General features: G+C 70.9%; 14 protein-coding genes. 8 read left to right on the forward strand and 6 right to left on the reverse strand.

What is annotated here, in order from left to right:
• The first annotated feature begins 32 nt into the window (after positions 1-32).
• The 3 genes from ACIBH1_RS04340 to ACIBH1_RS04350 are packed head-to-tail and all read left to right on the forward strand — an operon-like array spanning position 33 to position 5,499.
• On the forward strand, positions 33-4,268 hold the full coding sequence (locus ACIBH1_RS04340; RefSeq protein WP_397312117.1) for a LamG-like jellyroll fold domain-containing protein: 4,236 nt from the start codon (positions 33-35) through the stop codon (positions 4,266-4,268).
• A 60-nt stretch (positions 4,269-4,328) separates the two neighbouring features.
• Positions 4,329-4,931: a DUF6461 domain-containing protein gene (locus ACIBH1_RS04345; protein ID WP_397312118.1), complete on the forward strand. Its 603-nt coding sequence runs from the start codon at positions 4,329-4,331 to the stop codon at positions 4,929-4,931.
• A 10-nt stretch (positions 4,932-4,941) separates the two neighbouring features.
• Complete coding sequence (locus ACIBH1_RS04350; protein WP_397312119.1) at positions 4,942-5,499, forward strand: hypothetical protein; 558 nt, start codon at positions 4,942-4,944, stop codon at positions 5,497-5,499.
• Positions 5,500-5,555: 56 nt separating this feature from the next.
• Here ACIBH1_RS04350 and ACIBH1_RS04355 read toward each other — a convergent pair whose 3' ends face one another.
• Positions 5,556-6,710: a VLRF1 family aeRF1-type release factor gene (locus ACIBH1_RS04355; protein WP_397312120.1), complete on the reverse strand. Its 1,155-nt coding sequence runs from the start codon at positions 6,708-6,710 to the stop codon at positions 5,556-5,558.
• A gap of 128 nt (positions 6,711-6,838) precedes the next feature.
• Between ACIBH1_RS04355 and ACIBH1_RS04360 the strand changes: the two genes are divergently transcribed.
• The gene (locus ACIBH1_RS04360; RefSeq protein ID WP_397312121.1) at positions 6,839-9,403 is read left to right on the forward strand and encodes an ATP-dependent Clp protease ATP-binding subunit; all 2,565 of its coding nucleotides are present in this window, start codon (positions 6,839-6,841) and stop codon (positions 9,401-9,403) included.
• Here ACIBH1_RS04360 and ACIBH1_RS04365 read toward each other — a convergent pair.
• On the reverse strand, positions 9,332-10,381 hold the full coding sequence (locus tag ACIBH1_RS04365) for a hypothetical protein (RefSeq protein WP_397312122.1): 1,050 nt from the start codon (positions 10,379-10,381) through the stop codon (positions 9,332-9,334). The genes ACIBH1_RS04360 and ACIBH1_RS04365 overlap by 72 nt on opposite strands.
• Before the next feature lie 92 nt (positions 10,382-10,473).
• Positions 10,474-11,247 carry a DeoR/GlpR family DNA-binding transcription regulator gene (locus tag ACIBH1_RS04370; protein ID WP_397312123.1) on the reverse strand — a complete coding sequence of 258 codons (774 nt, stop codon included), beginning with the start codon at positions 11,245-11,247 and terminating at the stop codon, positions 10,474-10,476.
• 78 nt (positions 11,248-11,325) lie between these two features.
• On the opposite strand from ACIBH1_RS04370, the gene ACIBH1_RS04375 reads away from it, so the two are divergent.
• From ACIBH1_RS04375 to ACIBH1_RS04390, 4 genes are read left to right on the forward strand one after another with little or no spacing between them, the layout of a single operon-like run.
• Positions 11,326-12,723 (forward strand): FGGY family carbohydrate kinase, encoded by a 1,398-nt coding sequence (locus tag ACIBH1_RS04375; RefSeq protein ID WP_397312124.1) that lies wholly within the window; start codon positions 11,326-11,328, stop codon positions 12,721-12,723.
• Complete coding sequence (locus tag ACIBH1_RS04380; RefSeq protein WP_397312125.1) at positions 12,720-14,120, forward strand: FGGY-family carbohydrate kinase; 1,401 nt, start codon at positions 12,720-12,722, stop codon at positions 14,118-14,120. Before ACIBH1_RS04375 ends, ACIBH1_RS04380 begins: the two co-directional genes overlap by 4 nt.
• On the forward strand, positions 14,117-14,722 hold the full coding sequence (locus ACIBH1_RS04385) for a histidine phosphatase family protein (RefSeq protein WP_397312126.1): 606 nt from the start codon (positions 14,117-14,119) through the stop codon (positions 14,720-14,722). Before ACIBH1_RS04380 ends, ACIBH1_RS04385 begins: the two co-directional genes overlap by 4 nt.
• A complete protein-coding gene (locus ACIBH1_RS04390) occupies positions 14,719-15,705 on the forward strand; it encodes a 2-hydroxyacid dehydrogenase (protein ID WP_397312127.1) in 987 nt (328 codons plus the stop codon). The genes ACIBH1_RS04385 and ACIBH1_RS04390 overlap by 4 nt, the downstream gene beginning before the upstream one ends.
• Before the next feature lie 4 nt (positions 15,706-15,709).
• On the opposite strand, the gene ACIBH1_RS04395 is transcribed toward ACIBH1_RS04390, so the two are convergent.
• From ACIBH1_RS04395 to ACIBH1_RS04405, 3 genes are all read right to left on the reverse strand, one after another.
• Positions 15,710-16,360, reverse strand: coding sequence for a TetR/AcrR family transcriptional regulator (locus ACIBH1_RS04395; RefSeq protein ID WP_397312128.1), 651 nt, complete (start codon positions 16,358-16,360; stop codon positions 15,710-15,712).
• A 4-nt stretch (positions 16,361-16,364) separates the two neighbouring features.
• On the reverse strand, positions 16,365-17,636 hold the full coding sequence (locus ACIBH1_RS04400) for an MFS transporter (RefSeq protein ID WP_397312129.1): 1,272 nt from the start codon (positions 17,634-17,636) through the stop codon (positions 16,365-16,367).
• Positions 17,637-17,718: 82 nt separating this feature from the next.
• The gene (locus ACIBH1_RS04405) at positions 17,719-18,519 is read right to left on the reverse strand and encodes an acetylxylan esterase (RefSeq protein WP_397312130.1); all 801 of its coding nucleotides are present in this window, start codon (positions 18,517-18,519) and stop codon (positions 17,719-17,721) included.
• Positions 18,520-18,591: the final 72 nt, after the last annotated feature.

Here is an 18,591-nt window from a genome sequence, read left to right on the forward strand (position 1 = left end):
CGCCGTCGTGGTCGAGTCCGCAGTACGTCACGGTGGATGTTCCTGAAGCGGTGGTGGATCAGTTCCAGGTCACGCCGTCGCGCATCGTGGACGGCGGGACGGTCACCTCGTCGCTGACGCCGACGCTCCACGCCAGGGTCACCGACCCGCTGGGTGGCGCGTCAACCGTTGACGTGCAGGTGGTGCAGAACTTCTCGCCCTACACCACCGTGTGGACGGGTTCGGCGGCCAATGTGGCCTCGGGCTCGGCGGCCGCGTTGAAGGTGGCGGCAGGGTTGCTGGCCGATGGTAAGGAGTACTACTGGCAGGTCAGGGCGACCACGCCGGGGTCGACGCCGTCGTGGTCGAACTCCCAGACCTTCACGGTTGACGTCCCTGAAGCCGTGGTCGACCAGTTCCAGGTCACTCCGGCGGAAACGCTGTCCGGCGCCACCCGCATCACATCGGTGACCCCGACACTGCACGCCAGGGTCACCGACCCGCTGGGTGGCGCGTCAACCGTTGACGTGCAGGTGGTGCAGAACTTCTCGCCCTACACCACCGTGTGGACGGGTTCGGTGGCCAATGTCGCTTCGGGGACGCAGGCCTCGATCCAGGTGCCCGCAGGCAAGCTGGCCGACCGTAAGGAGTACTACTGGCAGGTCAAGGCCACCACGCCAGGGTCGTCACCATCCTGGTCGAACTCCCAGACCTTCACCGTGGATGTCTTCGACCCCGCCACCGACCCGGCTGTCAGCCAGCTCCAGGTCGTGCCGTCGCAGCAGATAGACGGTGTGACGACATCCTCGTCGGTGACTCCGCAACTGCGGGCAGCGGTGTCGCACCCGCAGGGAAGCGCCTCGCGGGTGGAGTTCGAGGTCGAACACGATCCGGCCGCGCCGCAGGGACAGGGCCGCGGGCGGATCTGGACCACAGCCCTCGTCGGCGTCGCGTCCGGCAGCCAGGCGGCGGTGAACGTGCCGCAGAGCACCCTGGCCGACGGCTGGCTGGTGCGATGGCGCACACGCTCCATCGTGGGCACGACGACCTCAACCTGGTCGACGTGGCAGCAGCTGCAGGTGGCCGTCCCCAAGCCGGGCGTCGGACAGTTCCAGGTGACCCCTTCGTCGGTGGTGGACGGAAAGACCGTGACCACGGTGCTGACGCCGGCTCTGCACGCGCAGGTCACCTATGCCCCCGGAGGTGAACTGAAGGCTGAGTTCGAGGTCGAGCACGACCCGTCCGCTCCTGAAGGTCAGGGCAGCGGGCCGATCTGGACGGGCACCGTAGAGAACGTCCCGGCCGGGACGCAAACCTCGGTCGCCGTCCCGGCGGGCGAACTGGCCGACGGCTGGGCAGTGCGCTGGCGGGTGCGCTCCAGCGCGGGCACGCTCATCTCGCCCTGGTCGGACTGGCAATCACTGCTGGTGGACCGGCCGGACTCGGCGCCTGCCGTACAGGATCCGCAGGTCACCCCGTCAGCGCAGGTGGACGGCAGGACCGTCGCCTCGACGGTGACACCGCAACTGCGGGCAACGCTCCTCGACCCGCGCGGGGACGACCTCACCGCGGAGTTCGAGGTCGAGCACGACCCTGCCGCGCCTGACGGGCAGGGAAGCGGGCCGATCTGGGCCGGTGACGTCGCCGGCGTCGCGGTCGGGTCCCAGGCCGTGCTCGCCGTACCCGGCGGCGTGCTGAGCGACGGCTGGGTCGTGAGATGGCGGGCCCGTGCCGCCTCGGCAAGCGTGACCTCGCCGTGGTCGGACTGGCAGCTCCTCACGGTCGACGTGCCCAAGCCCGGCCTCGGCGAGGTGCGGGTCACCCCGTCGTCGGTGGTGGAGGGCAAGACTGTAACGCCGGTGCTGACGCCGTCGTTGTACGCACAGGTCACGTACGCGCCCGGTGGTGCCATGCGGGCCGAGTTCGAGATGGAGCACGACCCGGGCGCTCCGGCAGGACAGGGCAGCGGGCAGATCTGGGCGGCCTCGGTCGAGGGCGACGCGAACACGCAGGTCGTCGCTAGCGTTCCGGTTGGCGAACTGTCCGACGGCTGGACCGTGCGCTGGCGCGTGCGATCGCTGGCCGCTGATCTGACCTCGCCGTGGTCGGCGTGGCAGCAGCTGGTCGTGGACCGGCCGGAATCAGCTCCCGGCGTCGAAGACCTGCAGGTCACGCCCTGCAAGACGGTGAACGGCCAGACGGTCACCAACACCGTCACGCCGCAGTTGCGTGCGACTCCCACGGATCCGCGTGGAGACGCGCTCACCGCGGAGTTCGAGATCGAGCACGATCCATCCGCGCCCGACGGGCAAGGAAACGGGCCGATCTGGGCAGGTGCTGTGGCCGACGCGCAGCCGGGCTCACCCGCAAGCCTCGCGGTGCCGCTCGGGAAGCTGACCGACGGCTGGCTGGTGCGCTGGCGTGCCCGCGCGGTGTCCCCGAGCACGGCGTCGCCGTGGTCGGGCTGGCAGGTACTCAAGGTCGACGTCATCCATCCCGGCGAGGAGCCACTGGCGCAGACCGACGGGCCGGTGATCCGCACGGACGAGAGCTTCACCGTGGCCGCCTGGCTGAAGTGGAGCGACAAGGACGGCGCCTACTCCGTGATCGAGCAGAAGGGCGCTCACCAGGCGCCCTTCAAGCTCGGCAACGACCCGGAGGACGGGCTGGTGTTCACCTTCACCAGTGCCGATACGGCCGATGCGACGGTGGACGGTGTGCGGTCTGGAGTGGAGCCTCCGGTCAACGAGTGGTTCCACCTGGCGGGCGTGTACGACTCGGCGGGCAACACGGCGACTTTGTACCTCAACGGGGTGAACGTGGGTGCCGCCTCACTCTCAAGTACGCGCTGGCACGCCGACGCAGCGCTGAGTCTCGGAGCTCGAGCAGTCGGCGGTCTCGACGACGTCTGGGTCTACCAGCGTCCCCTCACCAGTGATGATATCGCCAGCCTGCTTATGGCTGGCGAGACGCCGACGCCTGCCCCCGCGACGGGCAAGGCATCGGAAACCGCAGGGACGCTGAGTGAACCGGATCCCTATGAGGTCAACTACCGGCACTTCACTCTCGACACGTGCCGGTCCAAGGCGCCCAAGGAGGCCATCTGGGGTATCTGGACGGACGCCACGGTCTTCAGCGGCTGTTCCGTCCGGTGGTTCGGGATCAGCATGTGGATGGACGATCTCGACTACCCCTCCGGCAGCGGGAAGAAGAAGAGAATCAAGCTCCCCGACGGTTCGGAAGGGTTGGACATGATCGTCCGCTCTACCGTCGTCATGAACTCCTATCTGGGAACCAGGGATGGCACGAGCATCCGCAAGCTGGGCAGCGACGGGGTGACGGGGCCGTTGTCCCCCAAGGAGTTCTCCATGTGGGTTGCGTTCGACCAGCTGGACTTCGCCCTGGAAACGGGTATCGGCAACTCGCGCATGAAGCTGGCGGTCACCGCTGCATCGGGGACCGACGGGGCGACATGCAGCAAGACCGTCAACGGAGACAGGGAGGCGCTCGTCAAGGATTGGGACGACACCACCAGGTACTTCCGGTTCAAGTCGGAGAGCACCACGTCGAAGGTTCGCACGTGTTCAGTGTCGCCGTGGGTGGAGGTCAAGGACCTCGTCACCAACGTGGGGCCCTCGAGTTTCCCGCTCTGGGGCAAGCTCAAGGACGAACAGCCGAAGGGAATCTGGACCCCGCCGACCGTCCGGTGTGACGATCTCACGCTCGGTCCGGGCGCCCCGGGGAACTGGCCGGAGGAGAAGCGCGTCCGTTACACGGGTGCCTGCATCTTCCCCGATGTGAGTCGCATCTACCGCACCGATGTGGATCATTCCAAGCGGGGTCCGGTGGCCGCACACATCTGGGCCGCCTTCAACGACACCGACAACACGGAGCCGAAGAAGGCGCCAGGGCAGAAGATCGTTCCCGGTAACTGGGATGGCAAGACCCCTGCCACCCGGGCGGCGCTCACCCGGATCAACGAGAGCGCACTGCGCCCAGGCGACCCCCGCGGTCGTACATGGGGTGCTGTCCAGGTGTCTGAGCGACGGAAGGCCTGCAGGGCCGCCAAGGTGGTCGGGGACTGCGACGAATTCCCGTTCAACTCCGTCAAGGAGGGCCCCGGCTGGGGGGATGGGAACTTCTCCGTCCGGGGTGTCCCTTCGGCGAACAACAAGAGTGACGGCTGGTATCTGTCGGTGTTCTACGCTCGCTATCGCGTTCTCATCCCGGAAGGGCCCGATCGGCCCAACGGTGACCGCTTCTGGGTGAGCGTCAAGGGCACGCCGTAGTTTCATGCTGCCGCCCGGCCTTCGGGCCGGGCGGCAGCCCCTGCCAAGGAGGAACGAATCATGCCAGGCGATCACCTCTACCACGTGCTGCGCTCCTACGACCCCAGCGACGTGTCGATGCAGGAGTTCTACGCCGTCTGGTGCGAGGGCATCGCGGCCGAGGAGGCCGTCTCGGTGCTCGGCGGCGACCCCGCGACGGGTGTGCCGGACCGTTTCGGCGAGTGGGGATCGGGCTCCGACGGCAGCGGCGAGCAGGCAGCAGGCCTGCTCGCCGGCACGTTGGGCGGCTGGATCGTGCTGATCGGCGATCACCGCTGTGTCGCCGACGAGGTGGTGGCGGAACTCTCCCGCGGCGACCGCCGGGCGCTCGCACTCGCGTGGGACTTCCACGGGGAGAGCCTGCTGAAGTACGCGCGATCAGGGGAACTGGTCACGGTCCTCGACGTCTTCGACCCAGGCGAGCGTTCGGGCGCCGATCCGGACGCTCTGGACCCCTACCTGGAGGGTCTGCGCTTCGACCTCGACGAGGGTGAGCCCGCCGTCGAACCGGCGGAGTCGTTCACCTCCGCGCTGGTCGCGATCGGCAGGGTGGTGGGCCGCGAGCTCGACCGGGAGTGGCTCGACGCACCGCACACCGGCTACCACGTCCCCGCCCACGAGTAAGGACTGCGACATGTCACCCCAGTGGGACCTGCTGTTCTCGTCCGGCTTCTCCGCCAGATTCGCCGGCACCTGGATCGAGGGAGGCGACCCCGAGTCCCTCGCTCGGATCCTGGGCGTCGATCCGGCCAGCCGCCTGGACTGCGACCTGCCGACCGCCCTGCAGTGGTACCGGCCGCACGGCACGGACGACGTCATCTGGATCGGTGAGCACGCGCCGGGCTGGACCCACATCATCAGCCTGAGCGGCCTGTGCATCTTCCCCGGCCCGCTGAGCGCCGAGGGCAGGAGGCTCTTCTACGTCGAGTACGACGGCGGCGAAGGAGGGCTCGACGGTCTCGACTACTGGCGAGACGGGGACCGGGCAGGGCGGAGCGGGCAGCACGCGATCGACCTAGGAGAACTGGAGCCGCTTTTCGAGCGGCACGCCATCGACATCGAAGCCGTCGACGACGACGAGGACGAGATGGACGCGTATCTGCGTCTGCTCGGCCATGTGACCGGGCGATTCATCGACCAGGAGTGGCTGGCCGCGACGCGGACGTTGTACCGCATCCCTGACAGCGCCTGACCGGCCACGATCCGCGCCCTGCCTCACGGCCGAGGGCGCGGATCGTGGGCGGGGTGTCACCAGCGCAGCAGCGCCGCCACCCCGTCGTAGTCCGCCAGCCCGGCGGCCGCCTCGGGGCCCAGGACGGTGAGCGTCGCCCCGCTGTCGAGCACGGCCTCGATCATGCGTTCACCGAGGTCCGCCTCCTCGACCCCCTCGCCCGACTCGAACAGGAACCCGTCGGCCCCCCGCACGCCGCTCCACCGTCCGGCCTCGTCCAGCAGCAGGTGCTCGACCCGGCCCTCGTTGAGCAGCGCGAGCGTCTGGTTGAGCCCGAGCGCACCCTTGCCGCCCGACTTGGCGGTGTCGATGGCGCGGGCGACGAGGGCCTGGTCGCGCGAGACGCGGGTGGCGGCGAGTTCGCCTGAGACGTGCTTGGCGACCTCGCCGGGGGCGAGGGCGTCGATGATGAGGTCGACGGTGACCGGCGTCATGGGGCGCATGGCCGCGGCCAGGACCTCGGTCACGGGTGGGGCGCCGATGAGCAGGACGTCGACCCAGCCACGCGAGCGTGCCTCGGCGGCGACCGCGGGGCCCGCGGCGTGGATCTGGCGGCGCAGGTTGTCGTCGACGCGCGACTGGAACTTGTCGGTGTGGGTGGCGACGGGCTGCGAGCCGCCGCCGGGGCCGCCGCCCGGGCCGGGGCCGCGCATGAGGCGCCAGTCCTCGGTGTCGACGTCGAACGGCTTGCGCTCGAGTTCCTCGGCCATGCCGTACCTGAAGTCGATGAGCCGGAGCCCGTCGCGCGAGACGACGACGAGGCCGGCGGGTGCGCTGGTGGCCATGGCGCTGACGAGCGGGCGTACATAGGCGGTCGATTCGAGGGTGGCGCAGTCCTCGACGGGCACCTGGAGCGAGATCTTCCTGATGTCGGAGCGGTCGCTCACGGAGGCGAACAGCGCGCGGCCGAGGCCGGGCTCGGAGGCGTCGGTGAGCTCGTGCAGCTCGGGCTCGAGGGCTTCGAGCCTGGCCAGGACGGCGGTGCGGCGTTCGCGGTCGGGCCAGGAGGCGGCCTCCTCGCGCAGCGCGGACAGCTCGTTGCGCAGGCGGATGCCCCAGGCGGGGCGCTTGGACGCCTCTTCCTGCGGGGTCGCGCAGGCGTAGAGCGACAGTACGCCGATCTCGTCCTTCATGGTCACGAGGTCGCGGAGGAAGGTCTGGTCGAAAGGCACGGCGTCTCCCTTGATGTCGTCCGTCTCTTACGACCTTACGAAGGAGAAATGTCCCTACCTGAGAGTTTTGCCGGATCTAGAGTCAAAGGTGGCAATGATCTGAAATCCGGAGGGCGATGTCTTTCATCATGAGTACATCACCCTTCGGGTCGTTCTTCGGTGAGGACCCCTTCCGTGGCTTCGACATGCTCGCGGGACGGCTGTTCGGAGGGGCTCAGGACTCCTGGCCGCCCAGCAGGCCGGGCACGCAGCGGATCGACGTGGGCAAGCTGCTCACCGAGCAGGCCAGGGAACTGCTGAGGCGGGCGCTGGCCCTGGCGGGCTCGCGCGGCGCCGCCGACCTCGATGTGCTCGACCTGCTCCAGGCCGCCGCGGGCGACCCCGCGACCAGGACGTTGCTGATGAACGCGGGAGCGAACCCCGAGAAGCTCGACGAGCTGATCAGCGCCATGATCCCCAAGGGGCCCGAGGGTGACCCGCCCACCACGCTGACCCCGGCGGCCAAGCGGGCGCTGCTCGACGCGCAGCGCATCTCGCAGGCCATGGGCGACTCCTACATCGGCCCCGAGCACCTGGTGACGGCCATGGCGGCCAACCCGGACTCGGCCGCGTCCAGGCTGCTCAAGGCCTCGGGCGTGTCGGCCAACGAGCTGCAGGAGTCGGCGCGCGACGAGCGGCAGCCCAGCAAGACGCCGACCGTCGAGGAGTACGGCAGGGACCTCACCGAGGAGGCCAGGGCCGGCGAGCTGGACCCGGTCGTCGGCCGCGAGGACGAGATCGAGCAGGCCATCGAGGTGCTCTCGCGGCGGCGCAAGAACAACCCGGTGCTGATCGGCGAGCCGGGCGTGGGCAAGACGGCGATCGTCGAGGGCATCGCCCAGCGCATCGTCAACGGCAGCGTGCCCGACACGCTCAAGGGCCGCCGGGTGATCGCGCTGGACCTGACGGGCATGGTCGCGGGGTCGAAGTACCGCGGCGAGTTCGAGGAGCGCATGAAGAAGGTGATCGACGAGATCACCGCCAACAGCCAGGACATGATCGTCTTCATCGACGAGGTGCACACCGTGGTCGGCGCGGGCGCCGTCGAGGGCGGCATGGACGCCGGCAACATGCTCAAGCCCGCCCTGGCCCGCGGCGAGCTCAACGTGGTCGCCGCCACGACGATCGACGAGTATCGCAAGAACATCGAGAAGGACGCCGCCCTGGAACGGCGGTTCCAGCCGATCCTGGTCCCCGAGCCGAGCGTCGACGACACCGTCGGCATCCTGGCGGGCCTGCGCGACCGCTACGAGGCGCACCACCAGGTCCGCCTCACCGACGACGCGCTGGAGGCCGCGGCCCGGCTGTCCGACCGCTACATCAACGACCGGTTCCTGCCCGACAAGGCGATCGACCTGATGGACCAGGCCGCGGCCAGGGTACGGCTGCGCGCGACGACGCCCGACGCGGGGGCGCGTGAGCTGGAGGAGCGGGTCGAGGAGCTGCGCAGGGACAAGGACCAGGCGGTCAGGAGCGAGGACTACGACCGGGCCAAGCAGCTGACCGCCGAGATCGAGCGGACGCGCGACGAGCTCGAGAACGCCCGCCACGGCCACGACGACGTCCCGGAGGTCACCGCGCAGGACGTGGCCGAGGTGGTCTCGCGCCTGACCGGCATCCCGGCCAGCCAGCTCACCGAGGCCGAGCGCGAGCGCCTGCTCAAGCTGGAGGAGCACCTGCACGAGCGGGTCATCGGCCAGGACGAGGCGGTGGTCGCCGTCTCCGAGGCCGTACGGCGGGCACGGGCGGGACTGTCGGACCCGAACCGGCCGATCGGCAGCTTCATGTTCCTCGGCCCGACGGGCGTGGGCAAGACGGAGCTGGCCAGGGCCCTGGCCGACGCGCTGTTCGGCGGCGAGGACCACATGATCCGCATCGACATGTCCGAATACCAGGACAAGCACACCGTCTCCCGGCTCGTCGGCGCGCCACCCGGCTACGTCGGCTACGACGAGGCCGGCCAGCTGACCGAGGCGGTACGGCGGCGCCCGCACACCGTGGTGCTCTTCGACGAGATCGAGAAGGCGCACCCGGACGTCATGAACATCCTGCTGCAGCTGCTCGACGACGGGCGGCTGACCGACGGGAAGGGCCGGACGGTCGACTTCACCAACACCGTCGTGATCATGACGAGCAACATCGGCTCCTCGCTGATCCTGATGAGCGACGCCGACACCACCACCCTCAAGGACCAGCTCATGGACCTGCTCCAGCAGCAACTGCGTCCCGAGCTGCTCAACCGGATCGACGAGATCATCGTCTTCCACCGGCTGGAGAAGCAGGAGATCCGCCAGATCACCGCCCTGCTGCTCGACAAGACCAGGCGGCGGCTGGCCGCCCAGGAGGTCGAGCTCAAGGTCACCGACCAGGCCATGGACTGGCTGGCCGAGCAGGGCTACAAGCCGGAGTTCGGCGCCCGTCCGCTCCGCCGTACGGTGCAGCGGGAGGTCGACAACCGGCTGTCGACCATGCTGATCAACGGCGACGTCAACCCGGGCGACCGGGTGCTGGTGGAGGCCGAGAACGGGCGGCTGACGGTGGTGGTCGACGGCAGCGGCGAGTTCGAGACCCGCGCCGGGCACCTACCGCCGTCGGAGGGTGACGATCGACTCGGAGTCGCCGTTGGCGACGGAGACGGCCAGCCACAGGTGTGAGGTGCCGGGGACGCGGGTGATCCGCGCGCGGGTCACCTTGCCGAGCGAGGGCGTGAGCTCGCGTGTCCAGGCGGCCCCGTCCCAGTGCAGGATGACGACGTGGCCGGGGTAGGCGTCGTCGGTCGCCGCGATCCACACCTCGCGCGGCCCCGCGGCGGTCACGCTGACCGGCCTGCCGTGCCGGCCGGGGAGTTCCGCCCGGGTCCACGCCCGGCCGTCCCAGTGCACGACCAGCGGAGACGTGCCCGCCGTGCCCACCGCCCAGACGTCATCGTCGCCGTTCTGCCAGACGTCGGTGAGCTCGCCCTCCTGCGATTCGGGCAGCGGCTCACGGACGAACGAGCCGTCACGTCCGTGCCAGAGGGCGGGGCGGCGGGAGACCGATCCCGTGACCCAGGCGTGGCCGGCGCCCGCGTCGGCGGCGGTCAGCGTCACCGTGTTCTCGTCCTGGTCGAGGACGGTGGTGAAGCGCGTGCCGTCCCACGTCGCGATGCCCGCCCGTGAGATGACGACCGCGCGGGGCCCGTCGACGGCGACGTCACGGGGGTGGACGGGCGTCTCGATCCGGCGCCAGGCGCGGCCGTCCCAGTGCATGGCGTCCTTCTCGCCGCCGACCGCCCAGACGTTGTCAGGGCCGTCGGAGTCGATCCCTCGGAAGGATCCCGCCTGCCCGGCGGGGAGCGCGCGCCAGCGGCTGCCGTCCCAGCGGCGCAGCGTCGCGGTGACGCCGTCCTCCCAGCCGGTATAGCCGACGGCCCACGCGTCGCCGGGACCCGCGGCGGTGATGTCGTTGAGGCCGCGCTCCCAGGCGTCGTCGCCGGGCAGGCCGCTCACGCGCTCCCACCGCAGTGACACGGGGATCTCCTCCGGCGTCGCGGCCGGAGAGGACACCCCAGCGGGAGAGGGCGAGGGAGCGGGCCGCGACGTGCAGCCGGTCACCAGCAGGCAGCTCAGGAGGACGAGGGCGCCACGGCTCATCCGGTCCTCCTCATGACGAACGGGCGCTCGTCGCCGCCCACGATCCACGGGCGACAGGGCCGACAGGGCGCTCGTCAGGAGGGCGGCGAGTCTCACGGCGCCGCCCGGCGCAGGTTCACGTTCGCGGAGCGCAGCGGCGCCAGGTGTTCCTCCGGCGTCCCGGCGTCGACGATCACCAGGTCGAAGTCGGTCAGTGCCGCCAGCCTGTGCACCCCCCGCTTGCCGAACTTGCTGTGGTCGATCAGCAGCACTCGCTGGTCGGCCGAATCCATCATGGCCCGCTTGACCGCGACTGTCTCCTGCGACTGGTGGTAGCAGGAGCCGTGGGTGACCGCGGTGGTCGAGGCGAACAGCAGGTCGGCGCGCAGCGACCTGACGGCGTCGGTGGTGCGCATGCCGAGGAAGGCGTCGTAGGCGGGATAGTAGGCGCCGCCCAGGGAGATGAGGTCGATGGAGGCCTCGCCGGCGAGGTGGTTGACCGCGGCGAGGAAGTTGGTGATCACGGTGAGCGGTCCGCGGGAGGGCAGCAGCGCGGCCAGGGCCAGGGCGGTGGTGCTCTCGTCGAGGATCACCGACATGCCCGGTTCGATCAGGGTGGCGGCCGCCTCGGCCAGGCGTTGTTTCTCGGCGGCCATGGCCTGCCTGCGGTGCCGTACGTCGCCGTGGTGGAGGGCGGAGGGCTGGGCGGTGGCGCCGCCGCGCACCTTGCGCAGCCAGCCCTCGGTCTGCAGGGCGTCGATGTCGCGGTGGATGGTCATGACGCTGACGCCGAAGGTCTCGGCCAGGTCCTCCATGCGGGCGAAGCCCTCGTCGGTGACGCGGCGGCGGATCTGGTCGCGCCGCTCGCGCGGTCCGGAAGCGTCCACGCCGTCAATCTAACAGCAGAAGTGTGAGATATCACGACTTGTTGACATATGGCGGTAGACGAGTGTTGGGTTTCCATCGTGAAAGGTGCGATCTGCGTCGATGCCGGCACCACGATGATCAAGGCGGTCGCCTACGACGGCGGCGGTCGCGAGACGGCGCTGGCCCGCAGGCCCACGCGGGTGACCCGGCCCGCGACCGGCCATTCCGAGCAGGACATGGACGAGGTGTGGGCGGCCGTGGTGGCCTGCGTCCGCGAGGTCGCCCCGGCCGCCGGGCCGGTCGACTTCCTGGCGATCACCGCGCAGGGCGACGGCCTGTGGCTGGTCGACGAGCGCAACCGGCCCACGGGACCCGCCATCCTGTGGAACGACGGCAGGGCCGCCGCCGCCGTCGCCGGGTGGGAGGAGCAGGGCGTGCTCGCGCGCGCCTTCCCTGCCAACGGGTCGGTGACCTTCGCCGGCCTGCCCAACGCCATCCTCGCCTGGCTGAACGAGCACGACCCGGCCCGGCTGGAACGCTCGGCCGCGGCGCTGACCTGCGGCGGCTGGATCTTCGCCAACCTCACGGGCCGCCGGGCGATCGACAGCTCCGACGCGTCTGCGCCGTTCACGGACCTGGCGACCGGCGACTACTCCGCCGACCTCCTGGCCCTGTACGGCATGAGCTGGGCACGACGGTTGTTACCCGCCAGGATCGCCGACGAGCATCGCACCGCCCCCCTGACCACGGCCGAGCTGGGCCTGCCCCCCGGCACGCCGGTGGTGATGGCCCCCTACGACATCGCCGCCACCGCCATCGGGGTGGGCGCGACCGAGCCCGGCCAGGCCTGCGGCATCCTGGGCACCACCCTGTGCACGGAGATCGTGACCGACGACGCCTCGCCGGGAAGCGCGGAGGCGGGCTTCACCATCGCGCTCGGCCTGCCGCGGCGGCACCTGCGGGTCTTCCCGACGCTCGCCGGGGTCGAGGTGATCCACTGGGCCTGCGCCCTGCTCGGCCTGCGCGACCCCGAGGAACTGGGACGCAGGGCCGCGCCCGACAGCAGGGGGCTGAGCTTCCTGCCGTACCTGTCACCGGCGGGGGAGCGGGCGCCGTTCCGCGATCCCGGCATCCGCGGCTCGATGCACGGCCTGACCGTGGAGCACGGGCCCGAGCACGTGGCGCGCGCCGTCCTGGAAGGCCTGAGCCTGGTCATCCGCGACTGCCTGGAGGCGGCGGGGAGCCGGCCCGGGGAACTGCGGGTATGCGGAGGGGGAGCGGCCAGCGAGGTGTGGACCCAGCTGATCGCCGACGCGACGGGGGTGACGGTGCTGAGGCCGGTGGACACGGAGGCGGGAGCCAGGGGCGCCTACCAGGTGGGACGCCTGCAGCTGGGGCAGGAACCGGCGGCCCCCGCCGTCAGGGACGAGTGGGTGCCGCGCCGCGACCTCGACGACGCCTACGAGCGTTTCGTCCGGCTGAGGGGCGTGCGGTGAGCACATGGATGGGCATCGACATCGGCACCCAGAGCGTACGGGCGATCCTGGTGACCGCCGACGGAGAGGTGGCGGGGATGGGGTCGCGGGCGCTGACCGGCCGCCGCGAAGGCCCGCGTCACGAGCAGGACCCCGAGCAGTGGTGGGAAGCGGTGGCGCTGGCGTGCAGGCAGGCGACGGGAGGCAGGAGCGACATCGAGGCCGTCGCTGTCGACGCCACCTCGGGGACGGTGCTGCTGACCGATGACGACGGCCGTCCCGTCAGCCCCGCCCTGATGTACGACGACACGCGGGCCGCCGCCGAGGTCGAGGCGATCAACGACAGGGGCGCCGGGGTCTGGGCCGAGCTCGGCTACCTGCGCATGCAGGCCTCCTGGGCGCTGCCCAAGGCGCACTGGCTGCTCGAACACCACGGCCACGGCCGGGTGACGCACCAGAGCGACTTCGTCAACCGCCGCCTGACCGGGCACGAGGTGGCCACCGACCTGAGCAACGCGCTCAAGACGGGCGCGCACCTGATCGAGGAACGCTGGCCGTACGAAGCCCTCGGCCTGCCCGGCGACGTGCTGCCGGACCTCGTGCGCTCCGGCACCATGCTCGGCGTGGTCTGCGAGCGGGCGGCCGGGGCCACCGGCATCCCCGCGGGCACGCCGGTGATCGCCGGCATGACCGACGGCTGTGCCGCCCAGCTCGGGGCGGGCGGTACCGAGCCGGGCAGCTGGAACTCCGTGCTGGGCACCACGCTGGTGATCAAGGGCGTCACCCGCGAGCTGCTGCGCGATCCCCTCGGCGCCGTCTACTCGCACCGCTCGCCCACGGGCACGTGGTTGCCCGGCGGCGCCTCCAGCACCGGTTCCGGAGTGATCGCCCGTGACTTCGCCGACCCCGACCGGCTCTCGGGCCTGGTGGCCCGCACCGACGTGCTGGCCTATCCGCTCCTCGGCCGGGGGGAACGGTTCCCGTTCGTGGCACCGGAGGCGGAGGCCTTCATGATCGGCGAGCCGCGCGACGAGGCCGAGCGCTTCGCCGCCGTGCTGCAGGGCGTCGGCTTCGTGGAGCGGCTCTGCTTCGACTACCTGGACCTGCTCGGCGCGCCCGGCGGCGGGCGGCTCACGCTGACCGGCGGCGCCGCCCGCAACCGGTACTGGTGCCGGCTGCGCGCCGACATCCTGGGCCGCCCCGTCACCCTCCTGGAGAACGCCGAACCCGCCCTCGGCATGGCGATCCTGGCCGCAGGGGAGCACGGCGGCACGATGGCCAGGGTCAGGGAGACCATCGACCCCGAGGGCACCGGGCGGTTCGACGAGCCCTACCTGCGCCTGGTCGAAGCGCTGCACGAACGCGGCTGGCTGCCCGACGCGCTCGCCGCGCACGCCGAAGAGAGGACATCACGATGACCCGCCTCGTCCTGGTCCGCCACGGGGAGACGGTCTGGCACGCCGAGAACCGCTACGCGGGCGTCAGCGACGTCGACCTGACCGAGCGAGGCCGTCAGCAGGCGGAACGGCTGGCCGACTGGGCGGGCTCCGCGGGCCTGGCGGCCGTCTGGAGCTCCACGCTGTCGCGGGCCCGCCTCACCGCCGGGCGCAGCGCCGCCAGGCTCGGCCTGCCGCTCGGCGTCGACGAGCGGCTGCGCGAGCTCGACTTCGGCCAGGGTGAGGGCCTGACCAGGCAGGAGATGGCCGGACGCTTCGCCGAGGCGCTGGAGGCGTTCAAGGCCGATCCCGTCGCCCACCACCTGCCCGGAGGCGAGGATCCGGTCATGGCCGCCGAACGGTTCGCCGGGTGTCTGGCCGAGATCGCCGCGGCGCACGAGGGCGGGCGGGTCCTGGTCGTGGCGCACACCACGGCGATCCGCCTCACGCTGTGCCGCCTGATCGGGCTGCCGCTGCGCGAATACCGGCGGGTCTTCCCCTCCCTGCGCAACTGCGCGCTGACCGAGATCGAGCTGGACGGCCCGCGCGCCGCCGTCCTGGAGTACAACGGAGCCCTCGCATGAGACTGCTGGCCGCAGGCGACCACTTCGTCCTCAACAGCCTGTTCAGGCAGGAGCTGCAGGGCTACGACCTGGAGATCGGCGAGCTGACACTGCCCTGGCCGGTGGAGCCGTTCGGTCGGGTCGCCGAGGTCCGCGAGGCCTCCGGCACCGAGGAGCAGCTGATCGAGGCGCTGCGCGGGGCGGAGATCTGCGTGACCCAGATGGCCCCGCTGACCGAGCGGGTCCTGGACGCCAGCCCCGATCTGAGGCTCTTCTGCGTCGGCCGCGGCGGCCCGGTCAACGCCAACCTGCGGGCGGCGGCCGAGCGCGGCGTCCGGGTGACCTTCGCGCCGGGACGCAACGCCACCGCGACGGCCGAGCACACCGTGGCCATGATCCTGGCCGCGATCCGCCGCATCCCGCAGACCCACGCCGAGCTGCGGCAGGGCGTCTGGCGCAGCGACTACTACCGCTTCGACGCCGTCGGACCCGAGCTGGAGGGCGGCACGGTCGGCCTGGTCGGCTACGGCGCGATCGGCCGCAAGGTGGCGCGTGTCCTGGAAGGCTTCGGCGCGCACGTGCTGGTCCACGACCCGTACGTGCCCGAGCGCAGCGTGCCGCTCGACGAGCTGCTCGCCAGGAGCGGCATCGTCACCCTGCACGCCCGCGCCACCCCCGGCAACCACGGCATGATCGGCGCGCGGGAGCTGGACCTCATGCCCGCGGGCTCGGTGCTGGTCAACTGCGCCCGCGGCAGCCTGGTCGACTACGACGCGGTCTGCGACGCGCTGGAGCGCGGCCACCTGTTCGCGGCCGCCTTCGACGTCTTCCCCGAGGAGCCCGTCCCGGCGGGCTCGCGGCTGCTGACCACCGGCGGGGTCGTCATGACCCCGCACCTGGCGGGGGCGAGCAGGCAGACCGCGCAGAAGGCCGCCCGCATCGTCGCCGCCGAGGTGGGCCGCTATGTGCGCGGCGAGCCCCTCCTCCACCTGGCGAACGGGTGAAGGGCTACGAGGCTCCCACGATCCGCAGCGCGAACCCGGCATAGGTCTCGGCGATCTCCTCGGGGGAGTACGGCACGCCCGAGCCGTACCAGTTGGCCACCCGCATGCCCATGCCGCTGATCGCGGTCACCGCCAGGAAGGCGTCGGGCACGTCGAACGCCTCCTCGCTGATGCCCTCGTTGATGATGTCCATGAGCAGCTGGCGCCCGTCGGCGCGCAGCAACATCGCGGGCGCGGCCATCTCGGGCGACAGCGCGTGCAGCTCGTTGTTGGAGACGACGGCCAGCAGCGGGTATTCGGCGTGGGCCAGGACGTGCTCGCGCACCACGTTGCGCAGCCGCTCGATGGAGTCGCGCCCCTGCGCGCCGACCAGGCGGGCGTGGTGGGCCTCGTGGCCGATGCGCACCAGCTCGGCCAGGACGTGCTCCTTGCTGGGATAGTGCGCGTAGAGCGTGGCGGAGCGGATCTGGCAGGCGTGCGCCAGGTCGCGGATCGAGGTGCCGTGGAAGCCCTGCTCGGCGAAGAGCAGCAGGGCTTCGCGCAGGATCCTGCCGGAGGTGCCCTCCAGCAGGACGCTCGGCGGCAGCCGCACGTCGGTGGTGCTGACCCGGCGCTGGTCGAGGTCGGGCAGGGCTGCCGATCGATCGATAGTCACAGGCTCATTCTGCCGTGATGTCGGCCTGGTTCGTCTCGGGCAGGGCCAGGGCGCTGGCCAGCGAGACGAGCATCGACAGCGCCACGTACGCGGCCACGCTCCAGGCGCCCAGCGAGGCGAGCAGGGCGGTGGCGATGAGCGGGGCCAGCCCGCCGCCCAGGACGGCGCCGATCTGGCCGGCCAGGGAGGCGCCGCTGAAGCGCACGGAGGTGGGGAACTGCTCGGCGATGAAGGTGATCAGTGGCGAGTACATGATCGTGACGAAGCCGAAGGCGAGCGCGTAGGCCAGGTAGATCACCATGGTGTCGCCGGTGTCGAGCAGGCGGAAGAAGACGAAGCTGTAGAGCGCGACGAGGGCGGAGCCGGTGACGACCATCGGGCGGCGGCCGAAGCGGTCGGAGAGCTTGCCGCACAGCGGCCCGAAGACGATGACGACCAGTGATCCGACGGCCACGGCGACGAGCGGCACCTGCGCGGGCAGCTTGAGTGTGGCGGTCATGTAGGAGCCCGCGAAGACGAGCAGCACGTAGAAGACCACGTAGAAGCCGAATCCGGTGCCCACGCCGAGCAGCAGCGGGCGGGTGTGGCGGCGGAAGACCTCCATGACGGGCATCGCGTGCCTGGTCCTGGTCTCGGCGAAGGCGGGGCTCTCCGGGGCCTTGGCGCGGATGACCAGGCCGACGACCACCAGGAGCGCCGACAGCAGGAACGGGATGCGCCAGCCGTACGACAGGAAGTCGGCCTTGTCCATGCCGGCCACGACCATGATGGCGATCGTGGCCAGCAGCAGGCCGGCGGGTCCGGCGGCGGGGATGAAGCTGCCGACGTAGCCGCGGCGGTGGCGCGGGGCGAACTCGGTGGTCATCAGGACCGCGCCGGTCACCTCGCCGCCGTAGGAGAAGCCCTGGACGACGCGGAGCACGATCAGCAGGATCGGCGCCCAGATGCCGATGCTCGCGTAGGTGGGCAGCAGGCCCATGGCGGTGGTGGCCAGGCCCGCGACCAGGAGGGTCATGACGAGCATGGACTTGCGTCCGACCCGGTCGCCGTAGTGCCCGGCGACGACGGCGCCGATCGGGCGGGCCACGAAGCCGATCGCGAATCCGGCGAAGGCCACCAGGGTGCCGACGGTGGGATCGCTGCTGGGGAAGAAGAGGGTGTTGAAGACCAGGGCGGTCATGAAGCCGTAGAGCAGGAAGTCGTACTGCTCGATGACGGTGCCGACGAAGCTGCCGACGGTCACCCGCAGCAGGGGACTCTTGGTTTCGACGGGCATGGGGGGTGCCTCCTTCGCGAGCCGATCGATCGATCGGTAGGCAGGGACTCTAGCGATCGATCGATCGGCTGGGAAGGGGGTGCTAGGGCACGAGTGCGTTGCGGCGCACGTCGGACCAGGTGCCCGTGTCGGTGCAGATCCCGCAGTTCGGCCCGTAGAACAGCGCGCGCGCCTCCTGGTCGCCCATCAGCTGGAAGCGGAACCAGGCGGTCGTGGGCGCCGCGAACGGTCCCGGGTCGCCGACGACCGTGAAGTGGTCGGCCCGCCGTACCTCGCCGTAGATCGCCGGGATGTGGTCGGCGTCGTTGTAGAACGACTTGACCAGCGCGGGGAAGACGATGCTGTCGTACTGCCCGGCCATCAGGAAGGCGGGCCCGTCGACGGCGTCGATGTTGGCCAGCGGGCCGGGCTGGATCGGCAGGATGGTGTCGACGCGCGGGTCGTCGCCGACCACGATCGCCGCGGCGCCGCCCTGGGAGTGGCCGGAGGCGCCGATGTGCTCCAGGTCGACCTTGCCGTGGAAGACGCTCGACGGGTCGGCGTCGCGGGCGGCCAGCGCGTCGATCCCGGCGCGCATCGAGATGCCCAGGTTCGACATCGGGGTGTTGGCCGCCGAGACGATGAAGCCGTGGCTGGCCCACTGGAGCATCAGGTCGCGGTAGACGACGGGGAAGGCGAAGGTGCCGTTGCCCCAGACGATCACCGGGTGGCGGCGGGTGCTCCGGGCGATGTCACGCGGATAGTACAGGGTGTTGACGGCGCCGACCTCCACGGCGGTGGCGTACGGCCCGGCCGCGCCGTAGTTCGTGGCCGCGTGGGCGGGCGGTGCGGCGGTCAGCATCGTGGCGATGAGCGCTGCCACGGGTAGCAGGCGTCGGAACATGGACGGTCCTCTCCAGGCTGGGGGCTTGAACGCATCCTGGATAAGAGATCGGCCCGCGTCTGTCCGCACTTG

It is taken from the genome of Nonomuraea sp. NPDC050663 (assembly GCF_044456985.1).
Taxonomy (GTDB): Bacteria; Actinomycetota; Actinomycetes; order Streptosporangiales; family Streptosporangiaceae; genus Nonomuraea.

Excerpts from the sequence above, each read along its gene's own strand:
- ACIBH1_RS04365 (WP_397312122.1), bottom strand. The coding sequence starts at position 10,381 with ATGAGCCGTGGCGCCCTCGTCCTCCTGAGCTGCCTGCTGGTGACCGGC.
- ACIBH1_RS04350 (WP_397312119.1), top strand. The coding sequence starts at position 4,942 with ATGTCACCCCAGTGGGACCTGCTGTTCTCGTCCGGCTTCTCCGCCAGA.
- ACIBH1_RS04360 (WP_397312121.1), top strand. The coding sequence starts at position 6,839 with ATGAGTACATCACCCTTCGGGTCGTTCTTCGGTGAGGACCCCTTCCGT.
- ACIBH1_RS04405 (WP_397312130.1), bottom strand. The coding sequence starts at position 18,519 with ATGTTCCGACGCCTGCTACCCGTGGCAGCGCTCATCGCCACGATGCTG.
- ACIBH1_RS04345 (WP_397312118.1), top strand. The coding sequence starts at position 4,329 with ATGCCAGGCGATCACCTCTACCACGTGCTGCGCTCCTACGACCCCAGC.
- ACIBH1_RS04390 (WP_397312127.1), top strand. The coding sequence starts at position 14,719 with ATGAGACTGCTGGCCGCAGGCGACCACTTCGTCCTCAACAGCCTGTTC.
- ACIBH1_RS04400 (WP_397312129.1), bottom strand. The coding sequence starts at position 17,636 with ATGCCCGTCGAAACCAAGAGTCCCCTGCTGCGGGTGACCGTCGGCAGC.
- ACIBH1_RS04385 (WP_397312126.1), top strand. The coding sequence starts at position 14,117 with ATGACCCGCCTCGTCCTGGTCCGCCACGGGGAGACGGTCTGGCACGCC.